This is a genomic window from Sphingobium rhizovicinum (assembly GCF_042647625.1).
Classification (GTDB): domain Bacteria; phylum Pseudomonadota; class Alphaproteobacteria; order Sphingomonadales; family Sphingomonadaceae; genus Sphingobium; species Sphingobium rhizovicinum.
The window spans coordinates 3,381,882-3,405,821 of record NZ_JBHRVU010000004.1; the positions used below are offsets into that span (position 1 = coordinate 3,381,882).

Below are 23,940 nucleotides of genomic sequence, written 5' to 3' on the forward strand. Positions count from 1 at the left end.
AAATCTAGAGGCAAGCTTACATGTTCGGATGGTTCAAAAAGCGATCGCAGCAACTGGAGCCGGAAGCGCGCTGGGAGGTCAGCATCGACGCGACATGCATCATAGTGCGGGATGCGTCCGGCGCGGTCAGAATGGTCAAAAGAGCCGAACTGTCCGGCATTCTGATAGAAACCAACGATAGCGGCCCGTGGGGTGCAGACGTCTGGTGGCTGTTCTTTGGCGCGGACGATCACGTCGCCTGCGCCTATCCCCAGGGCGCTACGGGCGAAGCCGCCGTGCTGGACGTGCTGATGGCACTGGAAGGATTCGATCACACGCAAATGACCGCCGCGATGGGATCAACCGGGAATGCGATCTTCCCGGTTTGGCGAAGGTCGAATTAGGGCGAAGAGAAGCGAAAACCGCTTACTTCTTCTTCCCGAAGTCCACTGTCACCACGTTGGAGCCGTCTTCGCTCGTCACCGTCGGTGCGTCATTTTCGGCCGGGTCATGGGGTTCGGGCAGTTCGTCTGCCGCGACCTGGAACTGGAGGGCGAAATTGACCGCCGGATCGACGAAGGCAGTGATCGCGCTGAAGGGAATGTAGAGATGCGCCGCGATCTGGTTGAAGGTCAGGCTGACCTCGAAATGGCGATCGCTGACCTTCAAATCCCAATATTTATTCTGGAGGACGATGGTCATTTCGTCCGGGAAGCGCTCGATCAGATGCTTGGGAATGTCGACGCCGGGCGCCTGCGTCTTGAACGTGATGTAGAAATGATGCGCGCCGGGCAGGCCGCCCGACTGCTGCACTTCGCCCAGCACACGGCCGACGACCGCGCGCAGCGCCTCCTGCACGATTTCGTCATAGGGAATCAGGCTGTCGGGCAGGTCGTCGCTCATGGCCCAATGTCCTAGCGGCACGAAACGAAGGGTCAACCCCCATCGCCCGGCTTGCAGGACGCGATTGCATGATGGGCGCGACGCGCTATAGGGCGGCCATGCGCACGGCCGAGATTCACCGCAACACGGCGGAAACCCAGATCGACGTCACCGTCAACCTCGACGGGACGGGCCTCTATACGGTGTCGACGGGCATCGGCTTTTTCGATCATATGATCGAGCAGCTCTCGCGCCATTCACTGATCGACATGACGGTCAACACCGTCGGCGACCTGCATGTCGACCAGCATCACACGACCGAGGATACCGCGATCGCGATTGGCGAAGCCATCGCCAAGGCGCTGGCCGACAAGCGCGGCATCAGCCGCTATGGCAGCGTCTATTCGCCGATGGACGAGACGCTGAGCCGCGTGGCGCTGGACATTTCGGGCCGCCCCTGGCTTGTGTGCAAGCTGCCCTTCACCGTCACCAAGATCGGCGAATGGGACACGGAGATGGTGGAGCATTTCTTCCACAGCTTCGCGCAGGCGGCCGGCATCACGCTGCATATCGAGCTGCTCTATGGCAGCAACAATCATCATATCGTCGAAAGCGCGTTCAAGGGCCTGGCCCGCGCGCTGCGGCAGGCGGTGGAGATCGACCCGCGCAAGGCGGACGCGATCCCCTCGACCAAAGGCATCCTGTAAGCATCAACAGACTGGAAAGGCCGGACCCATGTTCATCATTTCGCTGACCTATACGGCGCCGATCGATGTGCTGGACCATCATCTGGCCGATCATCGCGCTTGGCTGGATCAGGGGATTGCCGACGGCTGGCTGTTGCTGGCCGGACGGCGCGAGCCGCGCACCGGCGGCATCTTGCTGGCCCAGGGCACAAAGGCGGACATTCAGGAAAAGGCGGCGACCGATCCCTTCGTGGTGAACGGCGCGGCATCGTTCGAGCTGATCGAATTTCTGCCGGCGCGCGCCGCCAGCGTCAATCTGGACACGCTGCTGGCATGACCATCGCCCTCATCGATTATGGCGCCGGCAATCTCCATTCGGTGCATAATGCCCTGCGCAAGGCGGGCGCCGACAATGTCGTCATCACCGCCGATGCCGATGTGGTGGCGAAGGCCGACCGCATCGTGTTGCCGGGCGTGGGCGCCTTTCGCGCATGCCGCGATGCGCTGGTCGCGATCCCCGGCATGGTGGACGCGATGAACGAGGCGGTGAACGCACGCAGCATTCCGTTTCTGGGCGTATGCGTGGGCATGCAGTTGCTGGCCGATGCGGGCGAGGAATTTGGCCGACATGAAGGGCTGGGCTGGATTCCCGGCACGGTGCGCCTGATCGAACCGGCCGACGCCGCGGTGAAGGTGCCGCATATGGGCTGGAACGATGTGGTGCTTAATGGCGCACCGCCGCTGATCGAGGCGGGCGAGGCCTATTTCCTGCACAGCTATCATTTTGAAGCGGCCGATCCGGCGCATATTGCTGCCGTCACCAATCATGGCGGGTCGCTGGTCGCCGCCGTGGCGCGCGACACCATCATCGGTTGCCAGTTCCACCCGGAAAAGAGCCAGCGTTACGGCCTGTCCTTCCTTGCGCGGTTTCTGGACTGGAAGCCGTGATTCAATACAACCCCCGTTCGGTTCGAGCTTGTCGAGAACCGTTGCGCGCGGGTTCTCGACAAGCTCGAACCGAACGGATGTTTGCATCATGTCCCTGATCGTCTTTCCCGCCATCGACCTTAAAGGCGGCCAGGTCGTCCGCCTGGCCGAGGGCGATATGGATCGCGCCACCGTCTATGGCGACAATCCCGCCGCGCAGGCTCTGCTGTTCGCGGAAAGCGGCGCGCAGCATCTGCATGTGGTGGACCTCGACGGCAGCTTCGCCGGCCATGCGGTCAATGCCGCAGCGGTCGAGGCGATCGTGGACGCCTTTCCCGGCCATGTGCAGCTGGGCGGCGGCATCCGCAATCGCGAGGCGGTGGAGCGCTGGTTCGACCTTGGCGTGTCGCGCATCGTGATCGGCACGGCGGCGTTGAAAGACCCGGCTTTCGTGAAGGCGGCGGCGCGCGACTTTCCCGGCGGCATCGTCGTCGCGGTCGATGCGCGCGACGGCTTCGTCGCGACCGACGGCTGGGCGGAAAAGAGCGACATGCCGGTGATCGACCTGGCCCGCCGGTTCGAGGATGCGGGCGTCGCCAGCCTGCTGTTCACCGATGTCGGCCGCGACGGGTTGCTGAAGGGCGTGAATATCGACGCGACCGTCGACCTTGCCCGCGCCACCGACATGCCGGTGATCGCCAGCGGCGGGGTCGCGGGGATCGCGGACATCCGCATTTTGAGCCTGCATGCCGATGACGGGATTGAAGGCGTCATCACCGGCCGCGCGCTCTATGACGGGCGGCTGGACCTCAAGACCGCGCTGGCGGTTGCGCAGGCGGCGGCTTGAGCGGCGCCGGCCTGTTCCTCCCCGGTACGGGGAGGGGAACCATGCGAAGCATGGTGGAGGGGGCTTGCCCCTTGCGCGTCGCCATGGGGCCATCCCCCTCCACCACCGGCTGCGCCGGCGGTCCCCCTCCCCTTGCAGGGGAGGAATGATGACCGTCCGCACCCGTGTCATTCCCTGTCTCGACGTGGCCAATGGGCGCGTGGTGAAGGGCGTCAATTTCGTCGACCTGAAGGACGCCGGCGATCCGGTGGAGCAGGCCAAGCTCTATGATGCGGCCGGAGCGGACGAACTCTGCTTCCTCGACATCACCGCCACGCATGAGGCGCGCGGGACCATATTGGACGTGGTGCGCCGCACCGCCGAAGTCTGCTTCATGCCCGTGACCGTGGGCGGCGGCGTGCGCACGCCCGAAGATGCGCGCGCGCTGCTGCTGGCGGGAGCGGACAAGGTGGCGGTCAACAGCGCTGCGGTAGCGCGGCCCGAACTGGTCGCCGACATTGCCGATCGCTTCGGTGCGCAGTGCATCGTCGGATCGGTCGACGCCCGGCGCGTGGGCGAGAATAAGTGGGAAATCTTCACCCATGGCGGTCGCAAGCCGACGGGCATCGACGCGCTGGAGCATGCGCTGCGCCTCGCGGAGTTGGGCGCGGGCGAACTGCTGGTCACGTCGATGGACGGGGACGGCACGAAGCAGGGCTATGACCTGGCCCTGACCCGCGCCATTGCCGACGCCGTGTCGGTGCCGGTGATCGCCAGCGGCGGCGTCGGCACGCTCGACCATCTGGTCGAAGGCGTGGTCGAGGGCCATGCCAGCGCCGTGCTGGCCGCCTCCATATTTCATTTCGGTCAACACACTATTGCCGAAGCGCATCAGGCCTTGGCGGCCGCCGGCATTCCGGTGCGGCACCACTAAGCGGCGGAAAAGCTGGCAAATGTCGGGTTAATTTACAGTAACCATATTCCGGCTGCGCCCCCCTGGGCCGTCAGCCGCGCAAAAGCGTCACCCCGCAAAATTGGCACATAACCTGCGAAAGAACAGGCGGGTCGTTTCGAAACGATTTTTCCTTTCTGCAAACGGGGTGACTATTATGAAAATCAGCAAAATTTGGCTGGCAACAGCAACAGCCGGCCTGATGGGCGCGGCCGTGCCCGCACCGGCGCAGGCGACATGGTGGTGCTGGTTTGGCAAATGCGGCACGTCCTCCTCTTCGGGCGGCAGCACGGGCGGCACGACCAGTTCGGGCGGATCGTCGGGCGGCACGCCGACCCCGGTGCCCGAACCGGAACAGATGGCGCTGTTCGGCATGGGTGCGGCTGTTCTGGTCGGCCGCATGGTCATCGGCCGGCGCAAGCGCAAATAAGAGGTTGACGGGTCGCGCGCACGGCGCTTGATGCAGGGCCATGCGCGCGACCCTTCAAACCCTTGAACAGACCATCCGCCAACGGCGGAGCGCCGATCCGTCGGCCTCCTATGTCGCCAAGCTGGCCGCCAGGGGCCGCGCCAAGATTGCGCAGAAGGTCGGTGAGGAAGCGGTGGAGGCGGTCATCGCCGCCATGGCGGACGACCGGCAGGATCTGATCGGCGAAAGCGCGGACCTGATCTTTCACCTGATGATGTTGCTGGCCGATCTGGACGTGCCGTTCGACGCCGTGCTGGACGAGCTGGACCGGCGCGAAGGCGTGTCGGGCATCGCCGAAAAGGCCGCGCGTCCGCAGGATTGAGCATCGCGCTTTAAATATGATCCGTTCGCCCTGAGCCTGTCGAAGGGCTGCACTTTTCTTAAGTGTGTTCAAGGAAAAGTGCAGGGCTTCGACAAGCTCTCCTGAGCGAAGCCGAAGGGCCGAACGGATGTTAGGTGATCCAGATTTAAAAAGGGTCGTTCCGGACGTGCAGGTCCAGCGCGCCCACAGCAACCGGAAAGAAGTTGCCCGCCCTGCGTTGATGCGTCAGTTTCGCATTTGTTTGGGGGGAGGATTTATGCTTCGTTCTCTGATCGGCGGCCTTCTGGGCGGCCTTGCCATGTTCATCACCGGCTTCATCTTCTGGGGCACGCCCTTGTCCGCGCTGGCGCTGAGCCGGGCGGACGAACAGGGCAGCGCCAATTTGCAGGCGGCGATGGCGCAGGCGCTCAACGCCACCGGCACCGGCGTCTATGTGATCCCCGATCCCGCGACGGCGCAGGGCACCATCCTCTATGGCCGAGGCCCGGTGGCGCAGGTCTTTTACAATAGCGGCGGCTTTCCGGTGATGGATGGCAGCGCGCTGATCGGCGGGCTGATCCTGTCGCTGATCGTGGGCGTGCTGATCGCGCTGGCGCTGCGCTATGCGCTGGGCGACTTTGCCAGCCGGATGCGTGTCAGCATCCTGTTCGCATTGGCCGCGGTGTTGTGGCTGCATATCGGCCAAGCCGTGTTCAACCATGCGCCCTGGGGTTATACCCTCTACCTTGCCTTCAGCGATTTCGTAGCGCTGGCGCTGGCTGGCCTGATCGCGGCAAAGCTGATGGAGGGCAAGCCGGCCGCGGACGCAGCGCGGGGCGGCACGCTGCACTGAATCAGCGCGGCGCGGCGTCCGCTGGCCAGGGCAGGCCATAGCCGGCAAATTCCTCCACGATCTTGCCATTCAGCCTGATCGCGGCGGCGCGATCCGCCTCCGCCTTGGTGCGGTCGCCCTTCGCCGCCCAGGCCAGCGCCCGGCCATAAAGCGAGGTCGGATTAGTCCCTTGGTCGCCCAAGGCTTTGTCATAATCGGCAATCGCATCGTCCAGGCGAGCAAGACGCAACAACACCAGCCCTCGACTGTCCAGATAAGGCGCAAAGTCCTGCCTTGGTTTGAGAGCTGCATCGCAGTCGACCAGTGCCGTCTGCAACACAATGCTCGATACGCCGGGCATTGTCGCCTTCATCCAGCACAGGTTGTTGAGCATTTGCGGCTGCCCGCCTGCACTGGTCCGTGCGCTGACGAAATCCTTGTCCGCCGCCATCCGATTTCCTGCACGATCATAGGCCAAGCCACGGCCGACAAGCGCCTCAGCATAGCCGGGCGCGATCGCGATAACCCGTGAATAACTCTGGATCGCGCCATTTGTGTCGCCATTATCCCTCTGCAAACTGGCCATGGCGACCAGTGCGTCCAAATTGTCACGGGAAAGGCGCAGCGCCTCGGCAAAGTCCGCCTTTTTGCCGGCCAGATCCGTGCGCGGCCTGCGCTGTCCGCGATTGATGTAGATATAGGGTTCAGGCTTGATCGCAATCGCCCGGTCATAGGCTTTTTGCGCCAGATCCCAGCGGCCGAAGCTGTCATAGATGCTGGCGGCGGCAACATGGGCATAGCCATCGTCCGGCAACGCCTCTTCCAGAGCCTGCCCTTCCTTCACCCCGCCTTCACCGTCGCCCTTGCCCCGCAAAATGGTGGCGCGCAGCAGATGGAGTTCGGTCCAGCGCGGATCGAGTTTCAGCGCGGCCGCTGCATCCGCCAGCGCAGCGTCATTATTGCCTACGGCGCGCTGAGCGATCGCCCGATGACCCAGCGTAAAACTGTCGCTTTCATTCAGCGCAAGCGACTGGCTGTAGGCGGCGACCGCCTCCGCCCATTGCCCCTTGCGCTCGGCGATCAGGCCGCGAGCGCGAAAGACCATCGGATTTTTCGGATTAAGAAGCGCCACCGCGTCCATATCCTTGTTGGCGGCGGCATAATCGCCCAGCCAGACTTGGCTCATCCCGCGATTGGCGAGCGCCCATTCATCCTTGGGGTCCAGCTCACTCGCTTTGGTGAAATCAGTGACCGCCTCCTTGAACTGGCCGCTGTCCATCCGCGCACGGCCACGGTCGAAATAGGCTTTGGCGCTGTCGGGCGTGGCGGCGTTCATCGCCGCCAGTTCCTTGCCGGTTGGGCGATAACCGGCGGGTTTGCGCAGATAGACGACCTTGTCCGCCAGCCGGCGCAGCGCCGCCTGCGCGGCGGGGGCGTCCGCCGCCGGAAATTCGGGGATCAGGCTGCGTTCGCTGCGTTCCACATGGAAGACATTGCCTTCCAGCTTCGCGCTCCGCTTATAGGCGATGCCGGCGACCGTTTCGTCCACATCGGCATTGTCCGCGCCCGCCTTGCCGGAAAAGCCGGGCGGCAGCAGGATCGTCTCGCTCGCGCGGCTATAATAGGGATAGGCCACGGCAAAGGGTGCCTTCTGGTCCGGGCCGGGATCGCGGCTGAAATCGGCCTTGTAGCCGACCCGCATCTTGTCCGTCTCATACCAGCCGTCGTCCCAGTCCATCTTGGCCAGGCCCTGCATCGTTAGCCGCTCCTGCCCCGTCGCCGGATCGAAGGTCGCGCCGGTCGACTGGACCTCGACAAAATCATATTGCCCCTTCCAGTAGCGGCGCAGCGCATCCTCGCGCGCGGCCCCGGTCAGGTTCGCCAGCGCATTTTTCGTGCCGATCGCCCCATCGCCGGTCAGCACCGTCTCCACCGTGATCGGCGCGGGGATGCTGAGACCCGCAGTGGCGTCGATGCGGATCGTCACCGCCTCGTCGGGAATGTCGAGCGGCGCGGGCATCATCCGCACCAGCGCCGCGCCCTTGGGCGTCAGCGGCAGGCCCCAGCCATAAGCCGGCACCTGGAGCCGGTCGAGATCGGTGTCGCCCGTCCGCGTGCCATCCAGCCAATAGGTTTTGCCGCCGATCGTCGCGCGCACCAGCACATGGTTGAACAGGCCAACCATCGGCAGGCGCTGGTCGATGCCATCGCCGGATAGAGAGTTTACCGCCACCGCGTCCGCCGCGATGCCCAGCGCATGGAGCAGGCCCAGCAGCAGGGCGGTCTTGCCCTTGCAATCGCCATAGCGGCGCGACCATGTCGTGTCCGCATCGGCCGGCACCAGCCCGCCCGTCCCCATCGCCAGCGCGACATAACGGATCCGGTCCTGCACCAGAGTGAGCGCCGCCTGCGCGCGCTTTTTGGGGTCGGGGGACAGGGCGGCGATCCGGTCCAGTTCATCCTTCAGCGCGCCCTGCGCCGGCAACGCCGCCGCCTTGTCATAGAGCGGGGCGAGCAGCGCGCCCAGATCCGCCCAGGAGGAAAAATCGCTCAGTTCGACATAGCGGCCCATGGCGTAGCGGGCAGGCGCGCCCTTGGCCGGGATGATCGGCTCGACTGCGCCCGGCGCATAGTCGACGCTCATCATGTCGCCCTTGCGCACCGGCTTGACCGCCGGCATGTCGCGGCTGGCCTGCAAACGGGCGGGCAGGCTGGTGGGCCATTGCATGCGCAGTCGCGCCTGCCCGATCGGCATGCCATTCCAGCCCGCCGCCACCTGTTCGACATGCCCCTGAAATGTCGGGTCGGACGAACTGATCGACGCGGCAAATTCGACAATGTCGCCGACCTGCAAGCCTTCAGGCTGGATATTGGCGGTCAGCACCCCGTCCAGCGTGGCATTTTCCAGATTCTGCTCGCGGCGCATGACCGTGAAGCTCTGGCTGGCGAGTACGTCGATCAGCTGATCGCCGCGCCGGATCGTCAGTTTATGGACGGTCAGGTCGTCCGTCTCGGGCCGCCAGGGAAAGGAGATATTGCCAGCCGCCAATCCCTGCGGCGTGCCGATCCGCATTGCCACATCGGTATAGACGGTCTGGCGCCCCTTCTCCAGCTTCACCTGCTGATCCGATCGGAGCAGTTCGACCGGGGCCTCCGCCTCCTTCTTCGCCTCCGGCAGCGCACCGGCAGGGATCACCCAAGTGGGCGCGGGCGCCAGCACGGGCTTGTCGGCGGCGTTGGCCTGCACGGCGATCAGGCTGGTTGCGGCGAGCAGGACGGACAGATGCTTCATAAACCCCCGAATTGGCGCCGAAAGCCCCATCCCCATGGAGCGCGCCCAACGCGCCAGTGATCCCAATGTCTCACCCGATTTGCAAGGGGTTAGAAGGCTTCTTCCGCCATTCGGATCATGCAGTCGGCATGCCGACGCGCAATCGCCATCCGGTCCGCGCCGTACCCCCCGCCCATCGTGCTGGCGACGGGGATGCCGCGCGCCCGCGCCTGATGCATGACGGTGCGGTCGCGCGCGTCCAGCCCGGCGTCGGTCAGCGCCAGCCGCCCCAGCCGATCCTCCTCATGCGGATCGACCCCCGCCTGATAGAGAATCAAGTCGGGCGCAAAATCGTCCAGCACGCAGGGCAGCGCATCGGCCAGCACCGCCAGATAGGCGTCATCCCCGGTCCCGTCGTCCAGCCCGATGTCCAGCGTCGATCGCGCCTTGCGCACCGGGAAATTCTTGTCCGCATGGATCGACAGGGTGAAAATGTCCCCCCGCCCGGCCAGCAACGACGCCGTGCCGTCGCCCTGATGCACATCCAGATCCAAAATCAGGATGCGCGCCGCATCCCCCTGCGCAATCAAACGGTTGGCGGCGATGGCCAGATCGTTGAACACGCAATAGCCGGCGCCCGTATCATATAGCGCATGATGGCTGCCGCCCGCCGCATTGGCGGCATAGCCATGGATCATCGCCAGCTTCGCCGCCAGCCATGTGCCGCCGGGCGACAGCATCGACCGGCGCGCCACCCGGTCCGTCACCGGAAAACCGATGCGCCGTTCCTTGTCCGGCGGCACGGACAGGGTCGCCACCTGATCCACATAATCGGGATCATGCACCGCCGCGATCCATGCCTGCGGCATCGGTTCGGGCGCGTGGATGACATGGGCCGCGCCGCTTTCCCGCAGCGCATCCATCACCAGCCCATATTTGTCGAAACGAAATTGGCTGCCCGGTGTTTGAAGGCCGGGTGTTGCAGGGGAGACATAGGCGGGATGGTGAACAACGTGCAGCATGATCTTTTCCCGCTATCGCGATTTGAACGATGGCGGCTTTGCGCTATCTGGTCCAGCATGAACCGTCCCGATTTGATCCGTTTCCCGCTGCTGGCTGTCGCTGGCCTCCTCGCCGCCCCGCTTGCCGCGCAGACGCCGCCGCCAGCCGTGACGCCGACGATCACGCCCCCCACCGTCCAGCCGCTGCCCGCGCCGCCACCGCCCGTGCCAATCCCGGCGCTGTCGCCCGCGCAGGAAAGCTGGGCCAATGAATGGCTGAAGACCGGCGTGGCGCAGGGCCTGATGGCGCGCAGCAAGGCCAGCGCCGCGCTGAAGGGCGATGCTCTGGTGAGCGCGCTGCTTGATCGCGCCAAGGCGCTGGGCACCGGCCGGGTCGACACCGCCGATTTCCTGGAAGTCTGGGCGCTGCGCCCGGCCGCCGTCGATCCGCGCCCGGCGCTGGCGAAGGCGGTGAGCGAGGATCGACTGCAACAATGGGCCAATGGGCTGACCCCGCCCTGGTCGGGATATGACACGCTGCGCAAGGGCCTGGCCAAATATGAGGCGATCCGCGACAAGGGCGGCTGGCCAACGCTGACCGCCGGCACATCGCCCGATGTGGTGCGCGCGCGCATCGCGCTGGAAGACCCCACCGTCACCCAGAATGAAAATCTGGCCGCCGTCATCCAGCGCGCCCAGCGCCGCTATGGACTGGAACCGACCGGCCAGTTGGGCGCGCGTACATTGGAAGCGCTCAATGTCAGCGTGAATGACCGGATCGCCGCGATCATGGCCAATATGGAGCGGTGGCGCTGGATGCCGCGCAGCCTGCCGGTCAATCGCGTGCAGGTGAACATCGCCGCTGCGGTGCTGACCGTGTTCGAAGGCGACCAGCCGGTCAGTTCGATGCGCGCCGTCACCGGCAGCCCGACCAACCAGACGCCGATGCTGTCGTCCAGCATCCATTCGATCGTGGTCAATCCGCCCTGGAACGTGCCGATGTCGATCGCAAAGCGGGAACTCTTCCCCAAAGGACGGGCGACGCTGATCAAACAGGGCTATAAGATCATCAAGACGCCCGAGGGCGGCGAACGGATCGTCCAGCCGGCGGGACCAGGCAGCGCGCTGGGCCGGTTGAAGTTCGACTTCAACAATCCCTTCGCCGTCTATCTGCACGACACGCCGTCGCGCGGGAAATTTTCCAGCTATGACCGGCTGGCCAGCCATGGCTGCATCCGCCTGGAAAAGCCGGTGGCGCTGGCTGAACAGATGGTCGCCGCCGATCCCAATCTGAACGGCCAGATCCAGACATTGATTGACGAGGGCAAGACCCAGCGCGTGTCGCTGCCGTCGCAGGTCGCCGTCTACCTGCTCTACTGGACCGCCTTTGCCAGCAATAATGGCACCGTCAGCTTCCGCGCCGACCCCTATGGCTGGGACAAGCTGCTGGCCGCCAAGATCGAAGCGTCCAGCAGCCGCGTCGATCCGACCGCAGCCCCCTCTCCCACCCTCGCTTCCAAGGACTGATATTTCCATGCGCAAGATCGCCCTGATCGTCGCCCTTTCCGGCGCCCTCGCCCTTGCCGCCTGCGGCAAGAAGGAAGAAGAAGCACCCGCCGCGACCAACAATCTGGTCGAGCCGCCGGTCGAAAATATGGTGGTCGAGGAACCCGAAGCGCCCCTGCCCGAAGTGCAGAATAATGCCGCCGCGACTCCGGCCGCGCCCCCGCCCTCCATTTCGGAACAGCAACAGATTCAAGATGATGCGGAAGCGACCGGCATGACGTCGCGCCTGCCCGAAGGCGGCGAACAGAGCCAGCCTGCGGACGAATCGAGTACAACGGGCGAATGAGAAGGCGCACCCCGGTCTTCAACCGGGGCGACGCTTTTGCTATAGTACGGCCATGGATCGCCGCAATTTTACGAAGTTCGCTTTAAGCGGACTTGCCTTTTCGTTTTTGTCGGACAGCATGGGTCGCGCTGCGCTGCCGACGGATTCCGGTCTCATCGGGGCTGAACCCGCAAAGCTGGCTCCGGTTCCCGCAACGCCCCGCGTCGTTGCGGAAAAACCCTATGCGCCCCTGTTGGAGCGCGCCAAGGCGGCGCTCGACAATCATGCCCATCATTTCGAACTGCGCGACCGCGTGGCGATCGTCGATTTCGATGCCCCGTCAAAGGACATGCGCATGCATATCGTCGATCTGATCGGCGGGCAGACCAGCAGCTATCTGGTGTCGCATGGGCGCGGCTCCGATCCGGGCCATTCGGGATGGCTGCACAGCTTTTCCAACGAGCCCAATTCACTGGCCAGCAGCCAGGGCGCCTTTAGGACCGGCGACATCTATGTCGGCCAGCATGGACGCTCCATGCGCCTGATCGGTCTCGATCCGCATAATAATAATGCGGAGGCGCGGGCCATCGTCGTCCATGGCGCCGACTATGTCAGCGAAGATCATGTCGCCGCCTGGGGCAAATGCGGCCGCTCCGAAGGCTGCTTTGCGGTGGCACCGCATCTGGTGCCGCAAGTGCTCGCCCTGCTCGGCCCCGGCCGCATGCTCTATGCGGACAAGCTGGGCACCGCCTGACATAATAAAGCTTTATGCGCGGGGGTTCAGGAAATCCCCGCCATCGATCCGGTCGAGTGCGGCCGTATCGCGGGCGTAGACATAGACCCAGGCGTCGATCATGCCACCCGCCGCCTCGACAGCGCAGATTTGTCGTCGATATTCGTGCGGTTGCGGAAAAGAGGGCGCACATTCCTCATAAATGTCGAGCCAGCCCAGTGTAGCGTCCGCATCGGGCAACGCGAACAGATCGCCCGCCACCCAATGCTCTCCGCCGATCGTCAGCCCCGGATAATCCGCGATGCGATAGAGCACGCCTTTCACACGGGCGGGGCCGACCAATGCCGCCTCCGCCCGCAAGCGCCGCGCCATGGGACCATCAAAACCGGCGCGCAACGTGCCGTAGACGAAAAGATGCGCCTCGCTCACCGCATGTCTCCGATATTTTCACCAGAAGGTGGGATTTTTTCCTAAAAACCTGCATCCAAAACATAACTATGCGGGCTGAAAGCATAGAAAAGTCGAGGATTTCCGCCAAAAACCGAAACTGGCACAGCCTCTGCAATATCCCCTGACATCAAGGCCGGACGATCCGGTCCTCTTATCAGGGAGTTTTCACCATGTTCATCGCCAAGATCCAGAACGCCGCTTTCGCCCTTGCCGGCGCCGTCATCGTCGCCAGCCTGTTCATCGGCGCCGCCATGCCGGTATCGCCGATCGCCTGATTGGCCATCCCCCCTTCCATATCCTCTCCACAGAAAGCCAGCACCATGAACAACAGCTTCACCCTCGACCGTCGCAATGGCAAGATCATGGGCGTGTGCGCCGGCGTCGCCAATCGCACCGGCCTGGACGTCACGCTGATCCGTGTCGCACTGGTGCTGCTGACGCTCTGCGCGCTGGGACCGATCGGCGTTGTGGCCTATCTGCTGGCCGGCTGGCTGGCCGAGGGGTGATGGCTTTTGAACCATCATCGACCATCAGCCAAAGTTATAGAAAAGTAAAAAGGCCGCCCTGGTTAACCCAGGAGCGGCCTTTTCGCATCCCGTTCAGACGGGATCAAGATCGCGGCGAAATCGCGATCAGGCATAAAGCACCGAATAGAAAGTCAGCATCTGCACGCCGACCGCAACGGCCAGCACAGCGCCCTGAAACATCTGACGCATATTTTGCTCCATAGTTACAAGAATCAATCCCCCGTCACGAGGGATGCGCGCCATTAGGCCCGTCATATTCTTGTAACAATCGCAAAGCGTGACTTTCCGATTGCATCAAATGCAACAGAGTGTCACCCCAGAGACACAATCATCGCCTGCGCCGCCGCAGGATTGCGCTCTTTCGCGCCGCTGATGAAGAAGCTGAACACATCACCCCGCTCCGTCTGCCGCCGGGCATCCTCAACCCAGCGCTCCATATCAGCCGGACCATAGCCGGCCGGCTCGTCCGCCTGCGTGCGCATCAACCGGCGATAGGAAAAGCCGACATCATGGCCGACGATCGCGGGATAGCTTTCATGATCGGCCAGCACCACCGCCGCACCGGCTTCGCGCGCCATCGCCAGAAAGGCGGGATCGTCGAAACTTTCATGCCGCACTTCCAGCGCATGGCGCAGCGGAACGCCATCGACACTGGCCGGCAACAGCGTCAGGAAAGCGCCGAAATCATCGGGATCGAACCGCTTGGTCGCCATGAACTGCCACAATATCGGTCCCAGCCGGTCGCCCAGTTCGGCGATACCCTGACCGACGAACTTCGCGATCGATTCGCCCGCTTCGGCCAGGACTTTGCGGTTCGTGGCGTAGCGCGACGCCTTCACCGCGAACCGGAAGCCATCGGGCATCGCCTTCGCCCAGTTGGCGAAAGTCGCGGGTTTCTGGCTGCTATAATAGGTGGCGTTGATTTCGGTCGCGGTCAGATGCTGCCCGACATAGACCAGTTCATCCTTTTGCCGCAGCCCCACCGGATAGAAGCTGCCGCGCCACGGCTCATAGACCCAGCCGCCAATGCCCACCCTGATCCGTCCGGTCATGCCGCATCTCCTGTTTTCCCCGTTCTGATCGCCCCGCCCGATCAGAGCCAGCGGAAAAAGCCATTGGCCACTATTGCGAATGACTCTTAATTGAGGGCGCAACAAGGAGACAACCCATGTCGCTCGACCTCATCAAGACCGGAACCTATCTGACCATCCACCTGACCGTCGGCTTCACCGTCGCCTACCTGATGACCGGATCGGTCGCGCTGGCCGGCGGCATCGCGCTCATCGAACCGATGATCAACGCCGTCGCCTTCTTCTTCCACGAACAGGCATGGAAGAAGATTCAGGCTCGCCCGCCCCGGGGCAGCGGCCGGGCGTGGGTTCGCGATCAGGCGGCCTTCGCCTGAAAAAGCGCAAAGCTGCGCAACTGTCTACTTCGTTGTCTTACGATTGAGACCGATCAGCCATGGCTTCACCCCACGGGAGGGTCTGGGCGTGCCGTCCAGCCGCTGGGCGCGCACTATGGCGATTGGCTTGATAATCATCTGCCCGCGCATCGGCCCTGATCCGCAGCAGGTGGGCACCGCCAGAATCTTTTTCACCACATCCATCCCCGCCACCACATGGCCAAAGGCGGCATAGCCGATATAGTCGCCCCGCGCGTCCATGTTGGGCGTGGGACCGATGGTGATGAAGAAATTGCCCATCGCCGAATTGGGCCGATTGGGCCGCGCCATGGACAAGGTGGCGTCAAGATGCCGGATGCCCGTCTGTGTCGTTGGCTCATGCGGGATCGGCGGCAGGGACCGGCGCGCATCGGTGTCGATGCCGCCCTGGATCAGCCCATATTTGGGGTCAGCCTTGCGCCGGGCGGCGCGATAGAATGTAACGCCGTCAAACCGCCCGTCATCAACATAGGTCAGGAAATTGGCCGACGTCCGCGGCGCGCGCTTCTGGTCGACCGCCACGATGATCCGGCCCACCGATGTGTCGATTGCAACCCTTGTGTAGCCGGCGGTCGGCTTGTTCGCTGGAAGAGCCAGAACCGGACCGGAACAGACAATCAGCAGCGATAGCAGGCAGCGCAACATCATCGGCATCAGGGCATTATACTCGACAGACAGGGCCGCCCGCTTAGCAAGACTGCAAGGCGGATGCTATTTGCGCTTGCCGCCACCCTTGCCGCCCTTTGCCTTCTTGCCTTCCTTCTCAGCCTTTACCGGGGCGGCGGAAGCATGGGTCAGGACAACGCGCTGGAGCACATAGCTGCCCCCAGCGAACAGCGACAGGGCCCCTGACTGTCCATCGGGCAATGGAAGGCTGAGGGAGTCCAATCGGGTCGCCAGCGAATGCGTTGATTCCGCCACGACAGCATCATCGCAGATGAAGCCAAGCACCATCTGCTGCGCCGCCGTGGGCGATGTCGATTTTCGCGCGGTGACCGTCGCCTCCAGCGCATTCACCGGCGCCGAAACAGGCAGGGTAACGGGGATGACGATAGTGCGCCCTTCCTGCTGCGCTGAAACGCGCAGGACCAGCCCATCCGATACTTCCAGCAATTCGCCTACGCCGCCCTGCTGCTCCAGCAGCGCGCTCAAAGCCGTTGCGTCCAGATCCAGCAGGATCGCCCGTGCCTTGTCCTTCGACTTTCCCTTGCCAGCCATGCACCGTCCTTTCGTTCAGGAAATGATATGCACTTTCAACGGAAAGGCAAATATCGCCCCCGCCGACATCGCAGCGGGGTGCCCAGCAATGCCCGGAGGCATCAGCGCACGCCGGATCTGGATGCGAGATTCTCTTCTCTATTGGCGCGTCCTGTTCTATTCCCATGCGATGGATGACCCGGCGGACCATCTCAAGAGCATTGCCGATCTGGCGCGCCTTGCCGGTGTGTCCGTATCCACGGTGTCCCGGGCACTGACCGGCAAGGGCGCGCTCAACAAGGGTACGCGCGCGCGCATCCAGGCGCTGGCCGACCAGCATGGTTTCCGCATGAATGTCGCCGCCCAAAATCTGCGGCTTGGCCGAACCGGCGCGATCGCGGTCTTGCTGCCGATGGGACCGGAGCGGGGACGGCAACTGGCCGACCCTTTCTTCGTCACCATGCTCGGATGCCTGGCCGACGCGCTGACGGACCGGGGTTATGACCTGCTGCTGTCGCGTGTCGTGCCGCAGGGCGACGATTGGCTGGGATCCTTCATTCGCGCCGGACGCGCAGACGGCATCATTGTCGTCGGCCAGTCCACCCAGAGCGCCGCGCTGGACCGTGCCGCAGCCCATTACCGGCCGATGGTCGTGTGGGGCGCGGGATCGGCGGACAATATGCATGTGACCGTGGGGACCGACAATGTCGCAGGCGGCGTGCTGGCGGCCCATCATCTGATCGCACGCGGAAGGCGGCGGCTGGCCTATTTCGGCGCGGTGAGCGTACCGGAATTTGCCGCGCGGCATCAAGGTTTCCTGGACGGGCTGCCCGACGATCTGCGCGATGAAGTCGATCTGGTCCCCACGGCGATGACGCCCGACCAGAGCTTTCGCGCCGCGGCCGACTATTTTGCGGCCGGCCATCGGCCCGACGGCGTCTTCGCCGCGTCGGACGTGGTGGCGATGAGCATCATGGCCGCCGCCGCCGAACAGGGACTGCGCGTGCCGCAGGACATGGCGGTCGTGGGCTTTGACGATATTTTGCTGGCCCGCTTCGCACATCCGCCACTGACCACCATCAGGCAGGATATAGAGGCGGGCGCGCGGGCGCTGGTCGATCTGCTGGTACGGCGAATCGAGGGGCAGAACGCCGGGACGGTCCAGATCGCCCCGGAACTGGTTGTGCGGGAATCGAGCTAGGCCGACTGCAACGACGCAATGATGGCGCGGGCGGCGCGGGTAACGTCATCCCACGTCACGGCAAAGCCAGCCTCTTCGCCATAATAGGGATCGGTGACGCCGCTGCCTTCGCGGCCGGGAACCATATCCATCAACAGACGCAACTGCGCCGTGCCATCTGCGGGTCGAATGCGCCGCAGGTTGCGCAGATTGTCCGCATCCAGTGCGAAGACATGAGTGAAGCGGCGAAAATCCTGCTCCTGCACCTGTCGTCCGCGATAGCCCGAAATGTTAATGCCGTGCGACAATGCCTGACGCTGCGCGCGCGGATCAGGCGGACTGCCGACATGCCAGTCGCCCGTTCCGGCCGAATCCACGATAACATCCAGACCCGCCTGCTCCGCTTCGGCACGCAAAGCGGCCTCCGCCAGCGGCGAGCGGCAGATATTGCCAAGGCAAACGAAAAGAATGGCCGGCTGGCTCATCCATCCGCCGCCGCAGTCGATAGCCCAAGGCCGGGCAGGCCGATCGAGCGCTTGCCAGAAAAATCGGTGCGCGCGACGATGACGCCCAGCTTTTCCATATAGTCGATCAGCCGGCGTACGCGGCCCGGTGAGCTGGTGCCATAGGCGCGGGCCAGCGCCACATCATCCGGGCAGGGCTGTCCGTCCAGCGCCGCGCGCGCGATCAGCAGGAAGGGCGCCAGCATATCCTCTGGCACCGGCTCTGCGGCGCGGATGGCATCCTGCCAGCGGGGATCGTCAGCATCGGCCATGCCGGCCTGCGCCATGGCGAAGCGTTTACGAAAGGCGGGCAGATCGAGCGGCGAGCGCTTCAGCCCCTTCATCCGGCAGCGCACGCCGAAATCCTGATAGAGCGTCGCGACGCTGGGCGCGGCGTCGCCCAGATCCGCGACAATATCCTGCAGCACGGCGATGACGACCGGCTCATTCTCGCCGAAATCCAGTTCCGGCGCGGCGGGCTTGGCCGATGGCGTGTCGGCCAGCGCGCGCATAATCTCTTCGGCGGGTCGGGCCGGCGGCTCGGCACGCGGCGGCGGAAGCGGCAGCGCCTCTTCCTCGACTTTCGCGAAGAGCAGTTCCTGAAAATTCTCGCTGGTGGCGACCGGGGGAGGCATCAGCTTGTGCGTGCCGCCGCGCGTGCCAGTCTTCACCGCGCCGATCTTCACCGCCACCGGGCGTCGGGCTATCGCCGGGCCAAGCCCCAGGAAGCGGCCCCGCTCCAGATCGCGAATCTGCTCCGCCTGTCGCCGCTCCATACCCAGCAGATCGGCCGCGCGCGCCATGTCGATGTCCAGGAAGGTGCGGCCCATCAGGAAGTTGGATGCTTCGGCCGCGACATTCTTGGCCAGCTTGGCAAGCCGCTGGGTCGCAATCACGCCGGCCAGGCCGCGCTTGCGCCCGCGGCACATGAGGTTGGTCATGGCGGCCAGCGACAGGCGGCGCGCTTCGTCCGACACATCGCCGGCGGCGACCGGCGCGAACATCTGCGCTTCATCCACCACCACCAAGGCGGGATACCAATGGTCGCGCGGCGCATCGAACAGGGTCGACAGGAAGGTCGCGGCGCATTTCATCTGCGCCTCCAGCTCCAGCGATTCGAGGCTCAGCACGACGGACGCGCGATGTTCGCGGATGCGCGTCGCCATCTTGACGATTTCGCGCTCATTATAGTCGCCCGCATCGATCACCACATGGCCATATTCATCGGCCAGCGTCACGAAATCGCCTTCGGGATCGATCACCACCTGCTGCACCATCGGCGCGCTTTCCTCCAGCAGGCGGCGCAAAAGATGCGACTTGCCCGACCCGGAATTGCCCTGAACGAGCAGCCGGGTGGCGAGCAATTCCTCCACATCGACGACGACGGCATTGCCGTTGCTGTCGGTTCCTATGCTGATGCTGGCGGTCACTGACGCCCTTTGGCCCAAGCGGGCGGGGGAGTGCAAGGGCGCTGATGGCATGGCGGGACAATCGGTCCGCTGTCCACTGCCCCATGGGATCGGCTAAGGGATGCACCATGAAGGAGTCTTTGCGTTGCGATTTTCCATGGCGGCCATCCTCATCCTGCTTTCTCTGTCGGCCTGCGCCGATGATCGCAGAGAAGAAAGGCTGCGCGCGGCCGGTCCCAATCCGTCGCTCGACGCCCTGTTGAAGGTGGCGGACGCAGACATAGGCGCGCGCAAATTTGGCGCCTGCGCCGGTTGCCACAAGGCAAGCAAGGACGCGCCCGACTTTGGCGGTCCCAATCTCTATGGCGTATTCGGGCAAGTGATGGGGCAACATAGCGCCCGCTTTGGTTATACGCAGGCGATGGTCGACGAGGGCGATCATGGCGGCCGCTGGGACGCGCCGACGCTCGACGCATGGATCGCCAATCCGCGGCGGGTCGTTCCCGGCACCAACATGCAATTTGCCGGCATGGGCGATGCGCTCGATCGGGCGGACATCATCGCCTATTTGCGCCGACAATCGGATTGAATCCCTCCAGCAAGAGGCATTGCCGCCGCCCTGTCAAAATATGCGTAGCAGTGCCTTGACCGTCGCCATGCCGCAGTGCAGCATTGCCAGATTATGGAGAGCATAGCACCGGCCACGCCCGCGGCCCAATCCGCGCCTGCGATCACGCAGAATCCCGACATCCGCTATCTGGGGCGGCTGCTGGGCGACGTCATTCGCGCCTATGGCGGCGAAAAGCTCTACAAACAGACCGAATATATCCGCTCCGCGTCGGTCGACCGGGCGCGCGGCGTGCAGGGCGCGGACCTGACGGATACCGGCCTTGAAGCGCTGAGTCTGGACGATACGCTGAATTTCACCCGCGGTTTCATGCTCTTCTCGATGCTCGCCAATCTGGCGGAGGACCGGCAGGGCGTCGCCGCGGAACCCGGTGCGGACGTCGCGTCCGCCCTTGCCCGGCTGGAAGCGGAAGGGGTTAGCCGCGACGCGGTGCTGGAACTCCTGTCCCAATCGCTGATCGTTCCCGTGCTAACCGCCCACCCGACCGAGGTGCGCCGCAAGAGCATGATTGATCACAAGAACCGCATCGCCGACCTGATGCAATTGAAGGATGCCGGCCGCACCGAAACGGAGGATGGCGAAAATCTGGACGAGGCGATTTTCCGCCAGATCGCCCTTTTGTGGCAGACGCGCCCGTTGCGCCGCGAAAAATTGTTCGTCGCCGACGAGATCGAAAATGTCCTCGCCTATTTCCGCGATACTTTCCTGCCCGTCCTGCCCGCCCTTTACGCCCGGTGGGAACGGGTGCTGGGCGCGCGCCCGCAAAGCTTCCTGCGGGTCGGCAGCTGGATCGGCGGCGACCGCGACGGCAATCCCTTCGTCCAGGCGCCGCAACTGGAATTTGCGCTGAAGCGCGGCGCACAGGCCGCCATCGCTTATTATCTCGATGCGCTCCATGCGCTGGGCGCGGAACTCTCGCTCTCGACCGAACTCGCCCATGTGCCGCAAGCGGTGCTGGATTTGGCGCAAGCGAGCGGCGATGCATCGCCCAGCCGCAAGGACGAACCCTATCGCCGCGCGCTGACCGGTATTTATGCCCGGCTCGCCGCCACCTGCATCACGCTCACCGCCACGCAGCCCGCGCGGCCCGCCACGCTGAAGGGCGAACCCTATGCCAGCCCGCAGGATTTCCGCCGGGATCTGGTGACGGTGGCGCAGGGCCTCGCCAGTGAGGGCGACGGCGCGCTGGCGACGGGCGGCGCGCTCGGCCGGCTGATCCGCGCGGTGGAGACGTTCGGCTTCCATCTCGCCACGCTCGACATGCGCCAGAACAGCGCGGTGCACGAACGGGTGGTGGCGGAACTGCTGAAGGTTGCGGGGGTCGAACCGGACTATCTGGCGCTCGACGAATATGCGCGCATTGCGCTGCTGCGCCGGGAACTGGCGAACAACCGGCCGCTGGGCGGGCGCTTTTCCGCCTATAGTGAGGAAACCGCGTCGGAACTGGCGATCGTCCATGCCGCCGCGAGCGCGCACCGCACCTATGGGTCCGCCTGCATCACCCATTATATCATCTCCAAGGCTGAAAGCGTGTCGGACCTGCTGGAGGTCAACATCCTGCTGAAAGAAGCCGGACTGTGGCAGGCCGGCGCGGATGGCGCGCCGCCGCAGGCCGCGATCATGGCGATCCCGTTGTTCGAAACCATCGCCGATCTTGAAGCTGCACCCAGCATCATGACCGCCTATTTCGGCCTGCCCGAAATCGCCGGGGTGGTGAAGGCGCGCGGCCATCAGGAAGTGATGATCGGCTATTCCGACAGCAACAAGGATGGCGGCTACATCACATCGACCTGGAGCCTGTACAAGGCGAGCCAGGCGCTGGAGCCGGTCTTCGCCGATGCCGGCGCGGCGATGCAGCTGTTCCATGGCCGCGGCGGCGCAGTCGGGCGCGGCGGCGGGTCCGCGTTCAAGGCGATTCAGGCGCAGCCCAAGGGCAGCGTGCAGGGCCGCATCCGCATCACCGAACAGGGCGAGGTGATCGCCGCCAAGTTCGGCACGCGCGACGTCGCCATGACCAATCTGGAATCGATGACCAGCGCGACCCTGCTCGCCAGTCTGGAGCCGGAGGGCATTTCGCAGAAGGACGCCGCCCGCTTTGCCGGCGCGATGGACGAATTGTCGAAAAACGCCTTCGCCGCCTATCGCGACCTGGTCTACGGCACGGATGGGTTCAAGGAATTTTTCCGTCAGCTGACCCCCATTCAGGAAATTTCCGGCCTGAAGATCGGATCGCGCCCCGCCAGCCGCACCAAAAGCACCGCGATCGAGGATCTGCGCGCCATTCCCTGGGTGTTCAGCTGGGCGCAGGCGCGGGTCATGCTGCCGGGCTGGTATGGCGTGGGCCATGCCCTGTCCGCCTTTGAGGACAAGGCGCTGCTGGCCGACATGGCGCAGCACTGGTCCTTCCTGAAGTCCGCGCTCGCCAATCTGGAAATGGTGCTGGCCAAATCGGATCTGGGCATCGCGGCCCGCTATCTGCCGCTGGTCGAGGATCAGGCGGCTGGCGATGCGATGTTCGGCCGCATCCGCGAAGGATGGGCGCAGGCGCATGACGGGCTGCTCGCCGCCACCGGCCAGTCGCGCCTGCTGGAAAAAAGCCCGGCGCTCGAAACGTCGATCCGGCTGCGCCTGCCCTATATCGAGCCGCTCAACCTGCTTCAGGTCGAATTGCTGAAACGCCATCGCGCCGGCGAGGATGATGCGCGGATCAAGGAAGGCATCGAACTGTCGATCAACGCGATCGCGACGGCGCTGCGCAACAGCGGATAAGGCGCGCCGCCCCCAACCGTCCTCCCATGTGATGCGGTTCGCAACAAATGGGACATTCGCCCGAAGCATATCGCGTCTAACCCGATTTTCGTCAGCGGCGCCCCTACACAGATCCCCCTCTGTTGCCGCTGGCACCTCCCCTGAACCTCGACCCCCGGCACCATGCCGGGGGTTCTTTTCCGGTCGAAAACGACAAAAAGGCGGCGCCCGCAGGCGCCGCCTTTGCTGTTTTTGGGGAATGCGGGACGGCAGCAGTCCTAATACCGTCCCGCACCCCAACTCCCGCCGCGATCGACCGCCATGGCTGCCGACTGCTATGCGGGAGGTGACTTCAGGACGGAGCGGATCATGCGGAGCCGCCCCGTCCCAGAAATGTCAGAATTTGGCGACCACACCCGCCATCGGACGGATCGAGTGGAAATTGCCGGTGGTGTCGGCCTGAACACGCAGGCGCACATTGCTGCTCTGGGCCGAACCGCCCATGTCGGCGGGCGACAATTCCACGCCGGCGCCATAGGTCATGCCGTGGAAGTCCGGGCTATTATTGCCCAGCGCGGCGAAATTGGTCCACTGATAGCCGACCTTGCCGAAGATCAGGCTGTCCTTGCCCGCCTTCACGCCGGCGCGGCCCGCCACGCCATATTCCCAATCGATGTCGCCACTCACGCCCTTCGACGCGGTGCCCTCGACACCCAGGACGACCGGGCCGGCAACATTATAATTCACGCCTGCAACGCCCTCCACCATGCGGCCCTTATAGCCGACCGGAGGAATGCCTTCCTTGCTGGTTTCGCTGTCATAATTATGCACGCCAGCCATCACGCCGACATAGGGTTCGATGCGGCGGGTGGAGCCTGCATCGTCCTGCGCCATAGCGGCGGCGGGGATGAGGGACGCGGCGGCAAGCGCCGTGAAAACCAGTGTCTTCATGGGGTGTGACCCTTTTTGTGAATCTGTTGTGGATGATGCGGCGGTGTGGACCCGCCGGGTCGGTGGGAGCGCTCAAAGCGGCTCGCTGTCGACAGGGGGATAATGGACAAACGGGACGGAAGGTTTCCTGAACGGACCATAAAAGTCCGTCAAAATGCGATTATGTGACGGAAAGAACACGGTTTCTGTCAGCCGCATGAACAACAGGGGACT

Annotated in this window: 27 protein-coding genes; 17 read left to right on the plus strand and 10 right to left on the minus strand. The window is 64.2% G+C overall.

What is annotated here, in order from left to right; genetic code table 11:
• Nucleotides 1–20 precede the first annotated feature (20 nt).
• On the plus strand, nt 21–383 hold the full coding sequence (locus ACFOKF_RS17805) for a hypothetical protein (RefSeq protein ID WP_380797349.1): 363 nt from the start codon (nt 21–23) through the stop codon (nt 381–383).
• Nucleotides 384–405: 22 nt separating this feature from the next.
• Here ACFOKF_RS17805 and ACFOKF_RS17810 read toward each other — a convergent pair whose 3' ends face one another.
• Nucleotides 406–882: an SspB family protein gene (locus ACFOKF_RS17810; RefSeq protein WP_380797350.1), complete on the minus strand. Its 477-nt coding sequence runs from the start codon at nt 880–882 to the stop codon at nt 406–408.
• A gap of 98 nt (nt 883–980) precedes the next feature.
• Here ACFOKF_RS17810 and hisB point away from each other — a divergent pair, with 98 nt between their 5' ends.
• The 8 genes from hisB (at nt 981) to ACFOKF_RS17850 (ending at nt 5,875) form a co-directional block, all read left to right on the plus strand.
• Complete coding sequence (gene hisB / locus ACFOKF_RS17815) at nt 981–1,568, plus strand: imidazoleglycerol-phosphate dehydratase HisB (RefSeq protein WP_380797870.1); 588 nt, start codon at nt 981–983, stop codon at nt 1,566–1,568.
• 28 nt (nt 1,569–1,596) lie between these two features.
• The gene (locus tag ACFOKF_RS17820) at nt 1,597–1,884 is read left to right on the plus strand and encodes a YciI family protein (RefSeq protein WP_380797352.1); all 288 of its coding nucleotides are present in this window, start codon (nt 1,597–1,599) and stop codon (nt 1,882–1,884) included.
• Nucleotides 1,881–2,495 carry an imidazole glycerol phosphate synthase subunit HisH gene (gene hisH, locus ACFOKF_RS17825; RefSeq protein ID WP_380797353.1) on the plus strand — a complete coding sequence of 205 codons (615 nt, stop codon included), beginning with the start codon at nt 1,881–1,883 and terminating at the stop codon, nt 2,493–2,495. Before ACFOKF_RS17820 ends, hisH begins: the two co-directional genes overlap by 4 nt.
• A gap of 88 nt (nt 2,496–2,583) precedes the next feature.
• Nucleotides 2,584–3,321 (plus strand): 1-(5-phosphoribosyl)-5-[(5-phosphoribosylamino)methylideneamino]imidazole-4-carboxamide isomerase, encoded by a 738-nt coding sequence (gene hisA / locus ACFOKF_RS17830; protein WP_380797355.1) that lies wholly within the window; start codon nt 2,584–2,586, stop codon nt 3,319–3,321.
• A gap of 148 nt (nt 3,322–3,469) precedes the next feature.
• Nucleotides 3,470–4,234, plus strand: a complete 765-nt coding sequence (gene hisF, locus ACFOKF_RS17835; RefSeq protein ID WP_380797871.1) for an imidazole glycerol phosphate synthase subunit HisF — start codon at nt 3,470–3,472, stop codon at nt 4,232–4,234.
• A 175-nt stretch (nt 4,235–4,409) separates the two neighbouring features.
• On the plus strand, nt 4,410–4,682 hold the full coding sequence (locus ACFOKF_RS17840) for a PEP-CTERM sorting domain-containing protein (RefSeq protein WP_380797356.1): 273 nt from the start codon (nt 4,410–4,412) through the stop codon (nt 4,680–4,682).
• Between the two features lie 40 nt (nt 4,683–4,722).
• Nucleotides 4,723–5,043 (plus strand): phosphoribosyl-ATP diphosphatase, encoded by a 321-nt coding sequence (locus ACFOKF_RS17845; RefSeq protein WP_380797357.1) that lies wholly within the window; start codon nt 4,723–4,725, stop codon nt 5,041–5,043.
• 256 nt (nt 5,044–5,299) lie between these two features.
• Complete coding sequence (locus ACFOKF_RS17850) at nt 5,300–5,875, plus strand: hypothetical protein (RefSeq protein ID WP_380797359.1); 576 nt, start codon at nt 5,300–5,302, stop codon at nt 5,873–5,875.
• A gap of 1 nt (nt 5,876) precedes the next feature.
• On the opposite strand, the gene ACFOKF_RS17855 is transcribed toward ACFOKF_RS17850, so the two are convergent.
• The gene (locus ACFOKF_RS17855; protein ID WP_380797360.1) at nt 5,877–9,146 is read right to left on the minus strand and encodes a tetratricopeptide repeat protein; all 3,270 of its coding nucleotides are present in this window, start codon (nt 9,144–9,146) and stop codon (nt 5,877–5,879) included.
• 89 nt (nt 9,147–9,235) lie between these two features.
• Nucleotides 9,236–10,147 carry a histone deacetylase family protein gene (locus ACFOKF_RS17860; protein WP_380797361.1) on the minus strand — a complete coding sequence of 304 codons (912 nt, stop codon included), beginning with the start codon at nt 10,145–10,147 and terminating at the stop codon, nt 9,236–9,238.
• Between the two features lie 57 nt (nt 10,148–10,204).
• Here ACFOKF_RS17860 and ACFOKF_RS17865 point away from each other — a divergent pair, with 57 nt between their 5' ends.
• Genes ACFOKF_RS17865 through ACFOKF_RS17875 form a run of 3 tightly spaced genes read left to right on the plus strand, consistent with a single transcriptional unit; the run spans nt 10,205 to nt 12,711 of the window.
• Complete coding sequence (locus ACFOKF_RS17865; protein WP_380797364.1) at nt 10,205–11,653, plus strand: L,D-transpeptidase family protein; 1,449 nt, start codon at nt 10,205–10,207, stop codon at nt 11,651–11,653.
• Nucleotides 11,654–11,660: 7 nt separating this feature from the next.
• Nucleotides 11,661–11,978, plus strand: coding sequence for a hypothetical protein (locus ACFOKF_RS17870; RefSeq protein ID WP_380797365.1), 318 nt, complete (start codon nt 11,661–11,663; stop codon nt 11,976–11,978).
• A gap of 52 nt (nt 11,979–12,030) precedes the next feature.
• A complete protein-coding gene (locus ACFOKF_RS17875) occupies nt 12,031–12,711 on the plus strand; it encodes a murein L,D-transpeptidase catalytic domain family protein (protein ID WP_380797366.1) in 681 nt (226 codons plus the stop codon).
• Nucleotides 12,712–12,723: 12 nt separating this feature from the next.
• Here the strand turns inward: ACFOKF_RS17875 and ACFOKF_RS17880 are convergent, their stop codons facing one another.
• Entirely contained in the window at nt 12,724–13,119 is a 396-nt protein-coding gene (locus ACFOKF_RS17880) for a gamma-glutamylcyclotransferase family protein (RefSeq protein ID WP_380797367.1), read from the minus strand.
• A gap of 341 nt (nt 13,120–13,460) precedes the next feature.
• On the opposite strand from ACFOKF_RS17880, the gene ACFOKF_RS17885 reads away from it, so the two are divergent.
• Nucleotides 13,461–13,646, plus strand: coding sequence for a PspC domain-containing protein (locus ACFOKF_RS17885; protein ID WP_298396737.1), 186 nt, complete (start codon nt 13,461–13,463; stop codon nt 13,644–13,646).
• Between the two features lie 332 nt (nt 13,647–13,978).
• On the opposite strand, the gene ACFOKF_RS17890 is transcribed toward ACFOKF_RS17885, so the two are convergent.
• Entirely contained in the window at nt 13,979–14,719 is a 741-nt protein-coding gene (locus ACFOKF_RS17890; RefSeq protein WP_380797368.1) for a DUF72 domain-containing protein, read from the minus strand.
• A 116-nt stretch (nt 14,720–14,835) separates the two neighbouring features.
• Here ACFOKF_RS17890 and ACFOKF_RS17895 point away from each other — a divergent pair, with 116 nt between their 5' ends.
• Entirely contained in the window at nt 14,836–15,072 is a 237-nt protein-coding gene (locus tag ACFOKF_RS17895) for a DUF2061 domain-containing protein (RefSeq protein WP_380797369.1), read from the plus strand.
• 24 nt (nt 15,073–15,096) lie between these two features.
• Here ACFOKF_RS17895 and ACFOKF_RS17900 read toward each other — a convergent pair whose 3' ends face one another.
• Together ACFOKF_RS17900 and ACFOKF_RS17905 are read right to left on the minus strand one after the other, a co-directional pair.
• Complete coding sequence (locus ACFOKF_RS17900; protein WP_380797370.1) at nt 15,097–15,765, minus strand: peptidylprolyl isomerase; 669 nt, start codon at nt 15,763–15,765, stop codon at nt 15,097–15,099.
• A 57-nt stretch (nt 15,766–15,822) separates the two neighbouring features.
• Nucleotides 15,823–16,329 carry a hypothetical protein gene (locus ACFOKF_RS17905; protein ID WP_380797372.1) on the minus strand — a complete coding sequence of 169 codons (507 nt, stop codon included), beginning with the start codon at nt 16,327–16,329 and terminating at the stop codon, nt 15,823–15,825.
• 169 nt (nt 16,330–16,498) lie between these two features.
• Between ACFOKF_RS17905 and ACFOKF_RS17910 the strand changes: the two genes are divergently transcribed.
• The gene (locus ACFOKF_RS17910) at nt 16,499–17,509 is read left to right on the plus strand and encodes a LacI family DNA-binding transcriptional regulator (protein ID WP_380797873.1); all 1,011 of its coding nucleotides are present in this window, start codon (nt 16,499–16,501) and stop codon (nt 17,507–17,509) included.
• Here the strand turns inward: ACFOKF_RS17910 and ACFOKF_RS17915 are convergent.
• Together ACFOKF_RS17915 and ACFOKF_RS17920 are read right to left on the minus strand one after the other, a co-directional pair.
• Entirely contained in the window at nt 17,506–17,973 is a 468-nt protein-coding gene (locus tag ACFOKF_RS17915) for a low molecular weight protein-tyrosine-phosphatase (RefSeq protein WP_380797373.1), read from the minus strand. The genes ACFOKF_RS17910 and ACFOKF_RS17915 overlap by 4 nt on opposite strands.
• Complete coding sequence (locus ACFOKF_RS17920; protein ID WP_380797374.1) at nt 17,970–19,421, minus strand: helicase HerA domain-containing protein; 1,452 nt, start codon at nt 19,419–19,421, stop codon at nt 17,970–17,972. The genes ACFOKF_RS17915 and ACFOKF_RS17920 overlap by 4 nt, the downstream gene beginning before the upstream one ends.
• 124 nt (nt 19,422–19,545) lie before the next feature.
• On the opposite strand from ACFOKF_RS17920, the gene ACFOKF_RS17925 reads away from it, so the two are divergent.
• Together ACFOKF_RS17925 and ppc are read left to right on the plus strand one after the other, a co-directional pair.
• Nucleotides 19,546–19,989 (plus strand): c-type cytochrome, encoded by a 444-nt coding sequence (locus ACFOKF_RS17925; protein WP_449325394.1) that lies wholly within the window; start codon nt 19,546–19,548, stop codon nt 19,987–19,989.
• A gap of 93 nt (nt 19,990–20,082) precedes the next feature.
• Nucleotides 20,083–22,797, plus strand: a complete 2,715-nt coding sequence (gene ppc / locus ACFOKF_RS17930) for a phosphoenolpyruvate carboxylase (protein ID WP_380797375.1) — start codon at nt 20,083–20,085, stop codon at nt 22,795–22,797.
• Between the two features lie 375 nt (nt 22,798–23,172).
• On the opposite strand, the gene ACFOKF_RS17935 is transcribed toward ppc, so the two are convergent.
• On the minus strand, nt 23,173–23,727 hold the full coding sequence (locus ACFOKF_RS17935) for an outer membrane protein (RefSeq protein ID WP_380797376.1): 555 nt from the start codon (nt 23,725–23,727) through the stop codon (nt 23,173–23,175).
• Between the last annotated feature and the right edge of the window lie 213 nt (nt 23,728–23,940).